This is a genomic window from Kitasatospora sp. NPDC057500 (assembly GCF_042802195.1).
GTDB lineage: Bacteria > Actinomycetota > Actinomycetes > Streptomycetales > Streptomycetaceae > Kitasatospora.
In genome coordinates, this window is record NZ_JBHVER010000002.1 from 73,814 (window position 1) to 90,143 (window position 16,330).

Here is a 16,330-nt window from a genome sequence, read left to right on the forward strand (position 1 = left end):
CCGTCAGTTCCCGGTCAGTGCGCTGTCAGCGCACTCGACCACCATCGATGACGAAGCTGCCCTGCCGCTGTGGACCGGTCGGCACGAAGCGGCGCTTCGCGCACGGTCCCGAACCCCCAGCGGCGGGCGCCGATCGCGTCGCGCCGCCGGGACGGCCGGACGGACCTGGTGAACCTTTCCGAGGGGATTGCAATGACTCGTGTGCCGACGGCCGGCTTGCCGCTCACCGCTGGCCAGAAGGACATCTGGTTCGACGAAAAGCTCACCGGCGGCGGCGCCACGTACAACACCGCGATCTACTGGGACATCAAGGGCCCGCTGGACCGTGAGCGGTTCACGGCGGCGCTGGCCCGGCTCGCCGAGGAGTCGCAGTGCCTGCGGGCCCGCTTCACCGAGGTCGACGGCGAGCCGCGCCAGGTCGTCGAGGACCTCGCCGAGCTGCCGCTGACCAGCACCGACGTCAGCGGCGCGGCCGACCCCGAGGCCGCCGCCAACGCGGCGATCTCGGCCGACCTGCGCGTGCCCTTCACGGTGGGCGGCGACGCGCCCCTGTTCCGGTTCAGCGTGTTCACGCTCGCCGCGGACCGCACGATCTTCTGCCTGCTCAACCACCACCTGGTGTCCGACGGATTCAGCTACGTCATCTACTGGCAGCGGCTGTCCGCCATCTACGAGGCGATGACCGCGGGCACCTCGCTCGACGAGGGGCGCTTCGCCCCGCTGGACACGTTGATCGAAGCGGAGGCCGCCTACGTCGGCTCCCCCCGGCAGGAGCGCGACCGCGCCCACTGGGAGGGCCGCTTCACCGACGCCCCCGAGCCGGTGACCCTGGCCCGCCGGGACGCCGAGCCGGCCCAGACGTTCCTGCGCGAGGGGACCGTCCTCTCCGACGAGCTCGCCGAGCGGCTGCGGGCCGTCGCCTGGGACGCCCGGGTGACCTGGCAGACCGTGCTGGTCGCCGCACTGGGCGCCTACACCCAGCGGCTGACCGGGACGAACGACGTCATGCTGTCGCTGCCGGTCACCGCCCGGGTCGGCGGCACCCTGCAGAACATCCCCGGCATGGTCGTCAACTACCTGCCGCTGCGGCTGCGGATCGAACCGCGGACCACCTGCGGGGAACTGCTCGCCGCCGCGCACAAGGAGATCACCGGGGCCCTCAAGCACCAGCGCTACCGGGTGAGCAAGGTGCGCCGCGCCATGGGGCTGGCCAGCGACGACCGGCGCCCGTTCGGCCCGTTCCTCAACATGATGCCGCAGATCGAGAAGCTGACCATCGGGCCCTGCGAGGCCGTTCTGCAGAGCCCGTCCACCGGCCTGGTGGACGACCTGGAGTTCACCGTCGCCGACAAGGGCGCGGCCGGCCTCGGCGTCGACCTGAGCGCCAACGAGAGCCGCTACAGCCGCGACGAGGCCCGGGCCCACCTGGAGCGGTTCATCACCTGGCTCGACCGCTTCGTGACCGCCGGCGCCGACGACCGCCTGGGCGCGCTCGACCTGCTGACGCCCGGCGAGCGGACGCGGCTCACCCGCGTGCTCACCGGCCCCGAGCGGCCCGAGCCGTACGTCGGCGTCGTCGAGCGGGTGCGCGCCCGGGCCGCCGAGCGTCCGGACGCCGTAGCCGTGACCGACGACACGGGCGACCTGACGTACGCCCGGCTGGTCGGCCGGGCCGGCGCGCTCTCCCGACGGCTCGCGGGGGCCGGTCCGGTGGCCCTGCTGGTCGAGCCCGGACGGGACTTCGTGGTCGCCGAACTCGGTGTGCTGGGCTCGGGCCGCGCCTTCCTGCCGCTCGACGCACGCCTGCCGCACGCCCGGCTGAGCGCGCTGCTCGCCGACAGCTCGGCGACCTGCCTGGTGGCCGACGAGACCAACCGGGAACTGGCGCGGCAGCTGGGGGCGCAGGCCGGCCCGGAACTCGGCCTGCTGGTCCTGGACGGAGCCGAGGACGGACCGCAGGACCTGCCGCCGGTCGCCGGTGGCCCCGCCGACCTGGCCTACGTCATCTTCACCTCCGGGTCCACGGGCAAGCCCAAGGGCGCGATGGTGCAGCGCGGCGGCATGATCAACCACCTGCTGGCCAAGGTCGAGGAAATCTCCCTGACCCGGGCGGACAGCCTGGTGCACAACGCTCCGGTGACCTTCGACATCACGGTGTGGCAGACGCTGACCACCCTGCTCGTCGGCGGGCGGGTCCGCGTGGTGAGCCGGGAGACCGCCGCGGACCCGGACGCGCTGTTCGGCGTCATCGGCGACGAGGGCCTGACCGTCCTGGAGGTGGTCCCCTCCCTGCTGCGCGCCACCCTCGACGCCTGGGACACCGCCGACAGCGCCCCGCGGCTGCCCGCGCTGCGCTGGATGATCTCCAACGGCGAGGCGCTCGCCCCCGGGCTGTGCGACCGCTGGTTCGCCCGCTACCCGGCCATCCCGCTGGTCAACATGTACGGCCCGACCGAGTGCTCGGACGACGTGACGCACGCCTACGTCCGCCACGGCGACGTCCTGGACGGGGCGTACGTCCCGATCGGCCGGCCGCTGCGCAACACCCTGCTGTACGTGCTGGGCGACGAACTGCGCCCGGTGCCGCAGGGGGTTCCGGGCGACCTCTACATCGGCGGCGCCGGCGTGGGCCGCGGCTACCTCGCCGATCCCGGCCGCACGGCCACCACGTTCGTGGCCGACCCGTTCGCGGGTCGGGGCGCGCGCATGTACCGCACCGGCGACCGGGTGGTGCTGCGGGCCGACGGACAACTGGACTTCATCGAGCGCCGCGACCACCAGGTCAAGATCCGCGGCCACCGGATCGAGCTGGGCGAGATCGAAGCGGCGCTGCGCGGGCTGCCCGGCGTAGCGGACGCGGTGGTGACCGCGAGCGCCGACCGGACCGGCCAGAAGCGGCTGGTCGGCTACTACGTGCCCGAGCGGACCGCGGACCACGGCGCGGGACCGGACACCGCGCGCTCCGCCCCGGACGCCGAGGCGGTCCGGGACGGTCTCGCCCGCGTCCTGCCCGGCTACATGGTGCCCGCGGCCCTCGTCGCCCTGGACCGGCTGCCGCTGACGGCGCACGGCAAGGTGGACCGCAAGGCCCTGCCGGCCCCCGACTTCGCGGCGCCGGCCGCCGCCGGCCCCGCGCCGACCATCGCCGGCACCGCGCCCGAGGGCCCGAACGGCCACGCGGAGCAGATCGTCCGCCAGGTGCTGGCCGAGGTGCTCGGTCTGCCGTCGGTCGGCAGCGACGACAGCTTCTTCGCCCTCGGCGGCGACAGCATCAGCTCGATCCAGGTGGTCAGCCGGGCACGCAAGGCCGGGCTGGTCATCACCGCCCGCGACGTCTTCCTGCACCGCACGCCGGCGGCCATCGCGGCGGCCGCGCGCCCCGTGGACGAGCAGGCCCCGAACGCGGCCCAGGACGGCGTCGGAGAGATCGAGCCCACCCCGATCGTCGACCAGCTCCGCGAGGAACTCTCCGGACATCCCGCCGCCGCACGGGAGTTCAGCCAGTACGTGACGGTCGCGGTACCGGCCCGGACCGGCACCGAAGCGCTCACCACCGCGGTGCAGGCGCTGCTGGACACGCACAGCACCCTGCGGATGCGGCTGTCCGTCCCGGCCCCCGGGCTCTGGTCTCTGGAGACCCTGCCCGTCGGGTCGGTGTCCGCCGCGGACACCCTCACCCGGGTCGACGTCTGCGGTGCCGACGAGGATCCGCTGCCCGCCCAACTGGCCGCCGCCCGCAGGAGGCTGCGCCCCGAGGACGGTCTGATGATGCAGGCCGTGCTCCTCGACGCGGGCCCGGACCGGCCGGGACGCCTGCTGATCGTGATCCACCACCTGGCCGTGGACGGGGTCTCCTGGCGCATCCTGCTGCCCGACCTGGAGGCCGCGTGGAACCAGGTGGCGCAGGGCCGGCCGGTGCGGCTCGACCCGGTCGCCACCTCCTACCGCGGCTGGGCCCGGGCCTTGTCGCAGGAGGCCCGCACCGCCCGACGGGCCGGTGAACTGGCCTGGTGGACCGCGCAGTCGGACACCGACGAGCCGCCGCTCGGCACCCGAGCCCTCGACCCGGCACTGGACACCCACGGGACCGCCGGCGAGGTCACCGTCGAGCTGTCCGCCGAGCAGACCGCCGAGCTCCTCACCAGCGTCCCGGCGGCCTTCCACGCGGAGGTCCACGAGGTCCTGCTGACGGGCCTGGCCCTGGCCCTGGCCGACTGGCGCCGCCGGCGCGGCGTCCCCGCCGGCCGGGCGGTCGTCGAGCTGGAGGGACACGGCCGCGAACCGATCCCCGGCGAGCCGGACCTCTCCCGCACCGTCGGCTGGTTCACCAGCGTGTACCCGGTCGCCCTGGACCTCGGCGACCTCGGCGACCTCGGCCCGGCGTGGGCCGCGGAAGCCGGCGCGGGCCACGGCAGGGCGCTCAAGCGCGTCAAGGAACAGCTGCGCGCGGTGCCGGACCACGGCCTCGGCCACGGCCTGCTGCGGCACGTCAACCCGCAGACCGCCCGCGTGCTCTCCCGGCGACCCGTACCGCAGATCGGCTTCAACTACCTGGGCCGGTTCACCGCCGGCACGGGAGCGGCCTGGCAGATGGAGTCCGGCGCCTCCGGCCGGAGCGCCCACCCGGACACCCCCCTGCGCCACCCCGTCGAGGTCGTCTCGGTCACGGAGGACCGGCCCGGGGGACCGGTGCTCTCGGCGACCTGGACGTACGCCGCCGGGCTGATCGCCGAACCGGACGTCCGGGAGCTCGCGGAGAGCTGGTTCCGCGCCCTGCGCCTGCTGGCCGAACGCGCCCGGCACCCCGGCGCCGGTGGCCGCACTCCCTCGGAGTTCCCGCTGGTCGCCGTCGACCAGGACGAGATCGAGGCCTACGAGCGCGAGGCCGGGGAACTGACCGACATCCTGCCGCTGTCCCCGCTGCAGCGCGGCCTGCTGTTCCAGGCCGAGTTCGACCGGCACGGGATGGACGCCTACACCCTGCAGGTCCTCATGGACATCGAGGGTCCGTTGGACAAGGCCGCGCTGCGCCGGGCGGTGGCGGCTCTGCTGGAGCGCAACGCGGCCCTGCGGGCCTGCTTCCGCGACCGGGACACCGGCGACCCCGTGCAGGTGATCCCCGGATCCGTCGAGGTGCCCTGGCACGAGGTCGACCTGACCGGCGTCGCCGAGGACGGCCGCGCGGCCGAGTCGGTCCGGCTGACCGACGAGGAGTGGCTGCGCCGGTTCGACGTGGCGAAGGCCCCGCTGACCCGGTTCACCGTCTACACGCTAGGGCCGCAGCGCCACCGCGTGGTGTGGACCGCCCATCACATCCTGGTCGACGGCTGGTCCCTGTCGGCGGTCCTCGCCCACGAGCTGGTCACGCTCTGGTCCAACGGGGCGGACACCTCCGCGCTGCCGCCGGTCGCCTCGGTGCGCGGCTACCTGGAGTGGGCCGGGGCGCAGGACAAGGAGGCCGCGCGGGCGGCCTGGCGGCAGGAGCTGGCCGGAGTGGACGAGCCCACCCGGCTCGGCCCCGCCGACCGCGACCGGGTCGATGCGCTGCCCGAGACCTTCATCGCGGAGCTGCCCGAGGACCTGACGCAGGCACTGACCTCATGGGCCCATGCGCACGGCCTGACGATGAACACCGTCGCGCAGGGCGCCTGGGCGGTGGCCCTCGGCCGGCTGACCGGCCGCCGGGACGTCACCTTCGGAGCGGTCGTCTCCGGACGCCCCGCCGAACTGCCGGGAGTGGAGCAGGTGGTGGGCTCCTTCATGCACACCCTGCCGGTGCGGGTGACCCTGAGCCCGCGGAGCACGCTGGAGGAACTGCTGGTCGACCTCCAGTCCCGCCAGCTCGCCCTCCAGCCGCACCAGCACCTGGGCCTGGCCGAGGTGCAGCAACTCGCCGGGGTCGGCGAACTCTTCGACACCGTCGTGAGCTTCCACAACTACCCGAGCGGGGTGCTCGACCGCATCGGCGAGCACGTCCCCGGGCTGGCGATGCTCGACTGGAAGGCCCGGGTGATCGCCGAGTACCCGCTGGCGCTCGGCGTGTTCCCCGGTGACGGCCTGCGGCTGGAGGCCCAGTACCGCTCCGACGTCTTCGACGCCCGGGAGGTCGGGGCCGTCGTGAGCCGCTTCGTGCACGTCCTGGAGGCGCTGGTCGCCGCCCCCGGCGACCGGCTGAGCACCGTGGACGCACTCGGCGACGACGAGCGGGGCCTCCTGCTCGGCGCCTGGGCCGGCCACGCGTCGCCGGCCGGACCCCGCCCGGCGACCGAGGTCTTCGAGGAGCACGCCGCCCGGACGCCGCACGCCGTCGCGGTGGTCGACGGCGACGAGGAACTCAGCTACGCCGAACTCAACGCCCGGGCCAACCGGCTGGCCCGCCTGCTGATCGAACGGGGCGTCGGCCCCGAGGACCTGGTCGCGGTGGCGCTGCCGCGCTCGGCCGCGATGGTGGTGTCCGCGCTGGCGGTCCTCAAGTCGGGCGCGGGCTACCTGCCCGTCGACTCCGCCTACCCCGCGGACCGCATCGCGTACATGCTGGCGGACGCCCGTCCGGTCGCCGTACTGACCACGCGGGAGATCGCCGCCGTCCTGCCCGACACCCAGGTGGCCGTCGTCACGGTCACCGCCGAAGGCGCGCCCGGTGAAGGGCCCGCGGGGTACGACGACCACGATGTCGTGGACGCCGATCGCCGTGCCCCGCTGGACACCCGCCACCTCGCCTACGTCATCTACACCTCCGGTTCCACCGGGCGGCCCAAGGGCGTCGCCGTGGCGCACCAGGGCCTGCTGGCGATGGTCGCGAGCCTGGTCGAGCGCTTCGGCCTGGACGGCGACACCCGGGTGCTGCAGTTCGCCTCGTTCAGCTTCGACGCCTCGGTCTGGGAGGTCATGCTGGCGTTGCTCAACGGCGGCACACTGGTGATCGCCGGCGAGGAGTGCCGCGCGCCCGGCCAACCACTCGTCGACCTCATCCACAGGGCCCGGGTCAACCTGGCGGGCCTGCCGCCGGTGGTGGTGGGCGGATTGCCCGAGGGCAGCACCCTGCCCGCCGATCTGCGCCTCGCGGTCGCCGGTGAGGCCGTGCCCGCCGAGGTCGTCGACCGCTGGGCGTCCAGCGTGCGGCTGTACAACGGGTACGGCCCGACCGAGGCCGTGGTCAGCTCGACGGTAGCCGGGCCGCTGTCCGGGCCGGGCAAGCCGCCCATCGGCAGCCCGACCTCCGCGCACCGGGTCTACGTCCTCAACGCCGACCTGGCGCCGACCGCGGTCGGCGTGACCGGTGAGCTGTACGTCTCCGGCGGTCTCGCCCGCGGCTACCTGGGCCGCCCGGACCTCACCGCCCAGCGGTTCGTCGCCGACCCGTTCGGTGCTCCCGGCGAGCGCATGTACCGCACCGGTGACCTGGTGCGCCGGCTGGACGGCGGCGAACTGGACTACGTCGGCCGGGCCGACGACCAGGTCCAGCTGCGCGGCTTCCGGATCGAGCTCGGCGAGGTCTCCTCCGCGCTGCTCGCCCAGGACGGCGTGGTCCAGGCCGCGGTCGTCGTGCGCGAGGACGAGAGCGGCGACCGGCGGTTGGCGGCGTACGTCGTCCTCGCCGATCAGGACGCCGTCGTCGACGGGCTGCGCGAACGGCTGGCCGACGAACTGCCCGACTACATGGTCCCCTCGGCGGTCATCGCCCTGCCCGAGCTGCCGCTGACCCCCCAGGGCAAGCTCGACCGCAAGGCGCTGCCCGCGCCGAGCGCGCAGCCGAGGACGCGGGGACGCGAGCCCCGAAACCCCATGGAGGCCGTCCTCTGCAGCCTGTTCGCCGATGTGCTCGGCCTGGACCGGGTCACCATCGACGACGACTTCTTCGGCATCGGCGGCCACTCGCTCCTCGCGACCCGGCTGGTCAGCCGGGCGCGAACGGCGCTGGGTGTGGAACTGCCCATCCGGGCGCTGTTCGAGGCGCGCACGGTGGCCGCCCTGGCGGAACAGCTGGACACCGCCGACGTGGCCCGCCCGGCCCTGGCGCCGGCCCCCGCGGACGCCGGCCGTCCGCTGTCCTTCGCCCAGCAGCGGCTGTGGTTCGTCAACCGTCGCGACGGCCGCTCCACCGGCACCTACAACTCGCCGATGACCTTCCGGCTCACCGGGCGGCTGAACGCCGACGCCCTGCGGGCCGCACTGCGCGACGTCGCGGAGCGGCACGAGGTGCTGCGCACGGTGATCCCGGAGGACGACGGCGTGCCGTCGCTGCGGGTGCTGGACGCCGACGAGGGCGCTCCGGAGCTGAAGGTGCGGGCCCTGTCCGAGGAAGAGCTGGACGCCACCCTCGCCGCCGAGTACGACCTCGGCTTCGACCTGACCCGCGAAACGCCCCTGCGCGTACGGCTGTTCATCCTCGGCAAGGACGAGCACGTCCTGCTGCTGGTCTTCCACCACATCGCCTTCGACGGCTGGTCGATGGCACCGCTGCTGGGCGACCTGTCCGCCGCCTACCGGGCGCGGTGCGCCGGCCGGGCCCCCGAGCGGGCGCCGCTCCCGGTGCAGTACTCGGACTACGCGGTCTGGGAGCGCGAACTGCTCGGCTCAGCGGACGACCCCGACAGCCACCTCTCGCGCCAACTGGCCTACTGGAAGCGGACGCTGGCCGCGCTGCCCGACGAACTGGCCCTGCCCGCCGACTTCCCCCGGCCGGCCGTGAGCGGTCACTCCGGCGGCGAGGTCATGTTCGAACTCGACGCCGAGCTCTACGCCACCCTGGTCACCATCGCCCGGCAGGCCGGCGCCACCGAGTTCATGGTGCTGCAGGCCGCGTTCGCCACCCTGCTCACCAGGCTCGGCGCCGGCACCGAGATCCCGATCGGCACCTCGGTGGCCGGCCGCACCGACGACGCGATGGGCGACCTGGTCGGCTTCTTCGTCAACTCCCTGGTGCTGCGCACCGACACCGCGGGCGACCCGGCCTTCACCGAACTGCTGACCCGGGTCCGGGAGACCGACCTGGCCGCCTACTCCCACCAGGACGTGCCCTTCGAGCAGATCGTGGAGGCGCTCAACCCGCCGCGCTCGCTCGCCCGGCACCCGCTGTTCCAGGTCATGCTGACGCTGCAGAACAACGCGGAAGCCCCGCTGGTGCTGCCCGGCCTGACGGTGCGCCCCACCTTCGTCGAATCCGGACGGATCAAGGTCGACCTCGCCCTGCAACTGCTGGAGTGGCCCGAGGACGGCTCCATGCGAGGGCTGCTCGGCTACAGCACCGACCTGTTCACCGAGGCCACCGCCGAGCGCATCGTGGCGGGCTACGTACGGCTGCTGCGCGCGGTGGCCGCCGACCCGGACGTCCGGCTCAGCCGGATCGACGTGCTGGGCGAGGAGGAGCGCGCCCAGGCGCTCACCACCTGGAACGACACCGGCCGGGAGGTGCCCGGCAGCACCCTGCCGGAGCTGTTCGCCGCGCAGGCGGCGCGCACCCCGGACGCCACCGCCGTCGAGGCCGAGTCCGGCTCCCTCACCTACGCGGAGCTCGACGCCCTGTCCAACCGGCTGGCCCGGCACCTGGTCGAGGCCGGCGCCGGCCCGGAGCAGGTCGTCGCGTTCGCCCTGCCCCGGTCGCCGGAGGCGGTCGTCGCGGTGCTCGGCGTCCTGAAGTCGGGCGCGGCCTACCTCCCCGTCGAGGCCGGCGAACCCGTCGAGCGGATCAAGCGGATGTTCGCCGGGGCCAGGCCGCTCAGGGTGGTCACCACCCACGCCCTCGCCCGGCGGATGCTGGCCACCGGGGTGGCCCCGGTGGTGCTGGACGGGCCGGCGGTGAAGGCCGCGTCGGCGGAACCGCTCACCGACACCGACCGCGGGGGCCCGCTGCGCCCCGCGCATCCGGCCTACGTCATCCACACCGCCGCCGCGGGCGGCCGCCCCAAGGGCGTCATCGTCGAGCACCGGGCGGTGGTCAACTACCTGGCCTGGGCCCGGGACACCTACGGCGGCGCCGGCCACGACGCGCTGCTGCCCACCTTGCTGTCCTTCGACGTCTCGGTCACCGGACTGTTCCTGCCGCTGGTCACCGGCGGTACGGTGCGGCTGGCCGACCTCGCCGAGGACGACGCCGTGGCACGCGGCGGGGCCGCGTTCCTCAAGGGTACCCCGAGCCACCTCGCGCTGCTCGGCGCGCTGCCCGACGGCTGCTCGCCGACCGGCGTCCTGGTCCTCGCCGACGAGCCGGTACGGGCCGAGCGGCTGGACGAGTGGCGCGAGGCCCACCCCGGGGTCCGGGTCGTGACCGAGTTCGGCCCGACGGAGACCACCGTCGGCGCCCTCTCCTGCACCGTCGAACCCGGTGCGCGGACCGGCACCGGCGTCCTGCCGCTGGGCTCGCCGATCGGCAACGTCCGGGCGTACGTCCTGGATCCCTGGCTGGGCCCGGTCGGCGCCGGGGTGCCCGGTGAGCTGTACCTCGCCGGGGACGGCCTGGCCCGCGGCTACGCCGGGGACCCGGCGGCGACCGCCGAACGCTTCGTGGCCTGCCCCTACGGCCCGCCCGGATCCCGGATGTTCCGCACCGGCGACCTGGTGAAGCGGGACGCGGACGGCGCCCTGCGGCACGTCGGCCGCTCGGACGACCAGGTCCGGGTGCGGGGCTTCCGGGTCGGCCTGCGCGAGATCGAATCGGTGCTGGCGGCCGGGGCCGCGGTGGCCCGGGCCGCGGTGGTGGCCCGGGAGGACCACCCGGGCGACGTCCGGCTGGTGGCGTACGTCGTGCCCGCCGAAGGGGCCGCGGTGGACACCACCGCGCTCGCCAGGGCCGCGGGTGCGGAGCTGGCCGGGTACATGGTGCCCTCCGCGTTCGTGGTGCTCGACGACCTCCCGCTCACCGCGGACGGCCGGGTGGACCGGGCCGCGCTGCCCGCCCCGGAGGCGGCGCAGGAGACCGCCGGGACCGCCCCGCGGGACGAGACCGAGTCGGTGCTGCACGACATCGTCACCGAGGTGCTGGGGCTGTCGCGGATCGGGGTCGAGCAGAGCGTCTTCGATGCCGGCATGGACAGCATGAGGTCGCTGCTGCTGGTCAGCGCGGCACGCAAGGCCGGGCTGGAGGTCACCGTCGCCGACGTCTTCGTGCACCAGAGCGTGGCGGAACTCGCCGAGGTCTGCCGCGGCGGCCCGGTCGCGGCCGTCACCGGGCCCGAGCGGGCCCGCACCGGCGCGGAGGTGATGACGCAGGCGCTCGCCGCCGCGGCGGGGCCCGACCTGGCCGATCCGTTCAGCGCGATGCTGTGCATCAGGCCGACCGGCAGCCTGCCGCCGGTGTTCTGCGTCCACGGCGGAGTCGGTTTCAGCCTGCCGTACCTGCCCCTCGCCCGGCACATCGGTGCCGAGCACCCGATCTACGGCATCCAGGCCCCCTGCGTGGTGGACTTCGCGCCGCTGCCCGGGTCCGTCGAGGAGATCGCCACCGACTACATCCGGATGATCAAGGAGATCCGGCCCGAAGGCCCGTACCACCTGCTCGGCTGGTCGTTCGGCGGCACCATCGTCTACGAGATGGCCGTCCAGCTGCGGGCCGCCGGCGAGGAGGTCGGCATCCTCTCGGTCCTCGACGCCTACCCGCGCACCGGGGTACCGGACGACCGCGACGAACAGTCGCTCTACGCCTGGCTGCTGGAGGGCGTCGGACACCACCGCTCCGAGTTCGGTGACCGGGACCTGACCGTCCAGGACATCTTCGAGACCCTGCGCCGCGACGACAGCCCGCTGGCGCGGATGGGGGAGCGGCGGATGGCGGCCATGGTCGACCTGATGAGCCACCACCAGACACTGAAGTCCCGGTACGCGCCCGGCCGTTACGACGGCAGGATGCAGCTCTTCGTCTCCGATTCCCCGCTCTCCGACGGCGAGCACGCGGACAAGGCCGCGCTGTGGAAGCCGGTCTTCGACGGCCCGATGAACATCCACCGGATAGCCTGCACCCACGACGAGATGATGAGCGCCGAACCACTGCGGGAGATCGGCCCGGCCATCACCGCCGAACTGGCACGCCGGCAGGCCGACCTCGAAGGCGGGCAGGCATGACGACCGTCGCCACCCGGCCCGCGCCCGCGACGGCGCTCCTCACCGAGGTCACCGCCGTGACCGGCCGCCGCCTGCGTCACCTGCGGCGGGCACCCGCCCGGGTGCTGGGCGTGGCCCTCAGCCCGCTGGTGAGCATGGTGATGCTCGGCTACCTGTTCCGGGACTCCATCGCGCTGCCGACCGGAGGCACCTACGGGGAGTACGTCTTCGCCGGCAGTGCCGTCCAGGTGGCCCTCGCCTGTCTGGGACCCACCGCGATCTCCGTGGCGCTGGACCTGCGCGGCGGCATGACCGACCGGTTCCGCTCACTGCCGATCAGCCGCTCGGCGGTGCTCTTCGGCCACACCCTCGCGGACCTCCTCGTGGGCCTGCTGGGACTGGCCGTCGTCACCGGCGCCGGACTGCTGTTCGGCTGGCGCCCGCACGCCGGCCCGGCGTCCGTGCTCGCCGGCTTCGCACTCATCGCCGTGTTCGTCTACGCGATGCTGTGGCTGGGCGTGCTGTTCGCACTGACCCTGCGCAGCGTGGAGACGATCAGCGTGGTCACGCCCTTCGTGGTGATCGTGCTGCCCTTCCTGTCCAACGCGTTCCTGGCCCCGCAGAACCTCCCGCCCCTGATCCGGCCGGTCGCGCAGTGGAACCCGGTCAGCGCCGTGATCGCCTGCTGCCGCCGGTTGTGGGGCAACCCCGCGAGCACCGGCGGCGCCTTCCCCGCAGAGCACCCCGAGCTGGTGGCCGGGGTGTCCCTGGGACTGCTCCTCGTCCTGTGCTCACTGGTGAGCCTGCGCCGGTACCGCGCCGCGGGCGCCTGACCCCTGGAGAGACCGCACATGACCATCCCACCACTGCGGACCGTGGACGACCTGGCCACGGTGGACCTCACCGATCCGCAGACCTTCCTCGACGTGGACGTCCCGGACATGTGGCGCCGCTTCCGCAAGGAGCAGCCCGTCCACCGGCACCGCGCCACCGAACGCGGCCCCGCGTTCTGGGTGATCTCCGCCTACGACGACGTCGTCACGCTCTACCGCGACAACAAGCGGTTCACCTCCGAACAGGGCAACGTCCTGGCGACCCTGCTCCAGGGGGCGGACTCCGCCTCGCGCAAGATGCTCGCCGTCACCGACGGCGCCCGCCACCGCGACATCCGCAACCTGATGCTCAGGTCCTTCTCGCCCCGGGCGCTGGAGCCCGTGGTGGCCGGCGTGCACCGGCGCACCCGGGCCCTGATCGCCGAAGCCCTGGCCCACGGTGAGCTGGACTTCGTCACCGACGTGGCCGACCACATCCCGATCAACACCATCGGCGACCTCATGGACGTCCCGCAGGAGGACCGCGAGCAGCTCGTCGCCTGGAACACCCGGACGCTCTCCCGGCACAGCGCCGACGACAGCGAGACGGAGGAGTGGCTCGCGCGCAACGAGATCCTGCTGTACTTCTCCGACCTGGCCGCCCGCCGGCGGCGCCACCCCGGCGACGACGTGATCAGCGCCCTTGCCACCGCCACCGTGGACGGCGAACCGCTGACCGAGGGCGAGATCGTCTTCAACTGCTACAGCCTGATCCTGGGCGGCGACGAGTCCAGCCGGATGTCCTCGGTCGGCGGTCTGATCGCGCTGGCCGAACACCCCGAGCAGTGGCGGGCCCTGAAGGCCGGCGAGGTGAGCGTGGACAGCGCCACCGAGGAGGTGCTGCGCTGGACCACCCCCGCCATGCACTTCGGCCGCACCGCCCTGGTGGACGTACCGCTGCGCGAGCGCACCATCAAGGCCGGCGAGGTGGTCAGCCTGTGGAACAGCTCGGCGAACTTCGACGAGACCGCCTTCACCGATCCGGACGTCTTCGACCTGGCCCGCACCCCCAACAAGCACGTCGCCTTCGGCCACGGCCCGCACTTCTGCCTCGGCGCCTTCCTCGGCCGCGTCCACGTGAACGCGATGCTCGACGCGCTGCGCACCCAGGTGGCCGGCATCCGCCTGGAGGGCCCGCCCCGCAGGCTCTTCTCCAACTTCGTCAAGGGCTACAGCGGCCTGCCGGTCGCCCTGACCGCCGAGCGGGCCGCGGAAGGGAGTGCCGCATGACCGGCAGCGCAGGCATCGGCATCGGTGCCATCCACTGTCTGCTGCCCGACACCAAGGTGGCGGTCGAGGACCTCCCCGAGTTCGCGATGCTGGACGCCGCCTCGGCGGAGTTCGCCCGGAGCAGCGGCGTGCGGACCGTCGGCATCTTCGACGGGGCCGAGCAGGCGCCGCTCGCCGCGCGGGCCTGCCGGGAACTCTTCGAGGCGCATCCGGGGGAGCCCGACGCCCTGCTGCTGGTGGCACCGCGGGCACCCGACGTGCTGCTGGGCTCGGACGCCTGCCGGGTGCAGACCGAGGCGAAGCTGCACTCCGCGTTCCCCTTCACCGTCGAGGGGCTGGGCTGCACCGGATCCAGCAGCGCCTGGGCCCTCGCCAGGGACCTGCTGCTCGCGGACCCCGACCGGGAACAGGTCGTCATCGCCCACGCCAGCCGGCCCACCGGAGTCGACCGGATCCGCTTCCCGGTGACGGTCGTCGGCGACGGCGCGTTCGCCATGACCATGGTCCGCGGCGGCCGGCCGGTCCTGCGGGCCCATCGCCAGCAGGCCGACGGCGCCTTCCACGACCTCTTCCGCGTCGAGTACAAGGAAACCCCCTGGTACGAGTGGCGAGAGGTGTGCCAGGACCCGTCGCGCTACCGCTTCCAGCTCGCCACCGTCAGCGCCGGCCGGCTCGGCGAGATGGTGGACCAGGTGCTCGCGGACGCCGGGGTGGGCCGGGACCGGGTGAGGACCACGCTGATGCAGAACGTCACCGCCGCCGCCTACGACTTCTACACCTCCCTGCTGGGCCTGCCCATCCACCCCGTCTGCGGCCGGCACCTCGCCGAGTACGGCCACCTGGGCGCCGCCGACGTGGTGCTGAACCTCAACGCCCTGCTGGAGAGCGGCGAACTGGAGCGGGGTGACCTGGTGGTCGTGCTCAACAACAGCCCGGTGGCCGCCTGGGCGGTGACCTTGTGGGAGGTGTGAACCCCCCGACGCTTCGGATCAGGCCCTCGCTCCCCGACCACGGAGAACACTGATGGATTTCGCACCCACGCCGCAGCAGCAGGAGCTGCGCGACGAGGTGGTCCGGTTCGCCCGCGACCACCTCGGCGCCCGAGCGGCCGAGCACGACCGCAACGCCACCTTCGACGAGGACGGCTGGAAGGCCTGCGCCGACTTCGGCGTCCTGGGCTGGCCGATCAAGAAGGAGTACGGCGGCGGCGGCCTGGACCCGCTGACCGCGATCATGGCCTACGAGGCGCTCGGCGAAGGCTGCGTCGACAACGGGCTCGTCTTCGCGATCAACAACCACCTCTTCGCCTGCGCCGTCTACATCGCCGACCACGGCACCGAGGAGCAGCGCCGCCGCTGGCTGCCCGCGCTCTGCGACGGCTCACTGGTCGGCGCGCACGCGCTGTCGGAACCGGAAGCCGGCTCCGACATGCTCTCCCTCACCACCACCGCCGTACGCGACGGTGACGGCTACGTCCTGAACGGGACGAAGAAGTTCATCAGCAACGGCCCGCGCGCGGACCTGTTCATCGTGTTCGCCCGCACCGGCGGGGACGGGACGGCCCCGCAGCGCGCCCTGTCCGCCTTCGTCGTACCGTCCGACACCCCGGGACTGACCGCCCGCGACATCCCCAAGGCGGGGCTGCGCGGAACCCTCATGGGCGAGATCACCTTCGACGGCTGCGTGGTCGGGGAGGCCCACCGGCTGGGCGCGGAGGGTGCCGGCTACCGGCTGTTCACCGCCACCATGGAGTGGGAACGCGGCTTCATGTTCGCCAGTCAGGTCGGCGTGATGAGCCGACTGACGGACCGCTGCGTCGCCCACGCCGTCGGCCGCCGCCAGTTCGGCCGCCCCATCGGTTCCTTCCAGTCCGTCTCGCACCGGATCGCCGACATGCGGGTCCGCCTGGAGCTGGCCCGGCTGATGCTCTACAAGGTGGGCTGGCTGCGCACCCAGGGCCGTCTCGCGATGCATGAGGCGTCCATGCTGAAGCTCTACGTGAGCGAGGGCCTGAAGACCACCGCGCTCGACGCCATGCAGATCCACGGCGCCCGCGGCTACACCGAGGAGTTCGGCATCGAACGGGAGGTGCGGGACGTGCTCGCGGGCACGATCTACGGCGGCACCTCGGACATCCAGCGGTCCATCATCGCCGGCCTCATGGGCCTGCCGACGGCGGCATAGAAACGGGC

Annotated in this window: 5 protein-coding genes; all 5 read left to right on the forward strand. The window is 73.5% G+C overall.

The features are described from left to right. Positions 1 to 192 precede the first annotated feature (192 nt). From ACFU74_RS00760 to ACFU74_RS00780, 5 genes are read left to right on the forward strand one after another with little or no spacing between them, the layout of a single operon-like run. On the forward strand, positions 193 to 12,057 hold the full coding sequence (locus ACFU74_RS00760; RefSeq protein ID WP_380749554.1) for an amino acid adenylation domain-containing protein: 11,865 nt from the start codon (positions 193 to 195) through the stop codon (positions 12,055 to 12,057). Beyond that, complete coding sequence (locus ACFU74_RS00765) at positions 12,054 to 12,869, forward strand: ABC transporter permease (protein WP_380749556.1); 816 nt, start codon at positions 12,054 to 12,056, stop codon at positions 12,867 to 12,869. The genes ACFU74_RS00760 and ACFU74_RS00765 overlap by 4 nt, the downstream gene beginning before the upstream one ends. A gap of 18 nt (positions 12,870 to 12,887) precedes the next feature. Continuing rightward, the gene (locus tag ACFU74_RS00770; protein ID WP_380749559.1) at positions 12,888 to 14,138 is read left to right on the forward strand and encodes a cytochrome P450; all 1,251 of its coding nucleotides are present in this window, start codon (positions 12,888 to 12,890) and stop codon (positions 14,136 to 14,138) included. After that, positions 14,135 to 15,109, forward strand: coding sequence for a 3-oxoacyl-[acyl-carrier-protein] synthase III C-terminal domain-containing protein (locus ACFU74_RS00775; RefSeq protein WP_380749561.1), 975 nt, complete (start codon positions 14,135 to 14,137; stop codon positions 15,107 to 15,109). The genes ACFU74_RS00770 and ACFU74_RS00775 overlap by 4 nt, the downstream gene beginning before the upstream one ends. 52 nt (positions 15,110 to 15,161) lie before the next feature. Continuing rightward, positions 15,162 to 16,322 carry an acyl-CoA dehydrogenase family protein gene (locus tag ACFU74_RS00780; protein WP_380749564.1) on the forward strand — a complete coding sequence of 387 codons (1,161 nt, stop codon included), beginning with the start codon at positions 15,162 to 15,164 and terminating at the stop codon, positions 16,320 to 16,322. Positions 16,323 to 16,330: the final 8 nt, after the last annotated feature.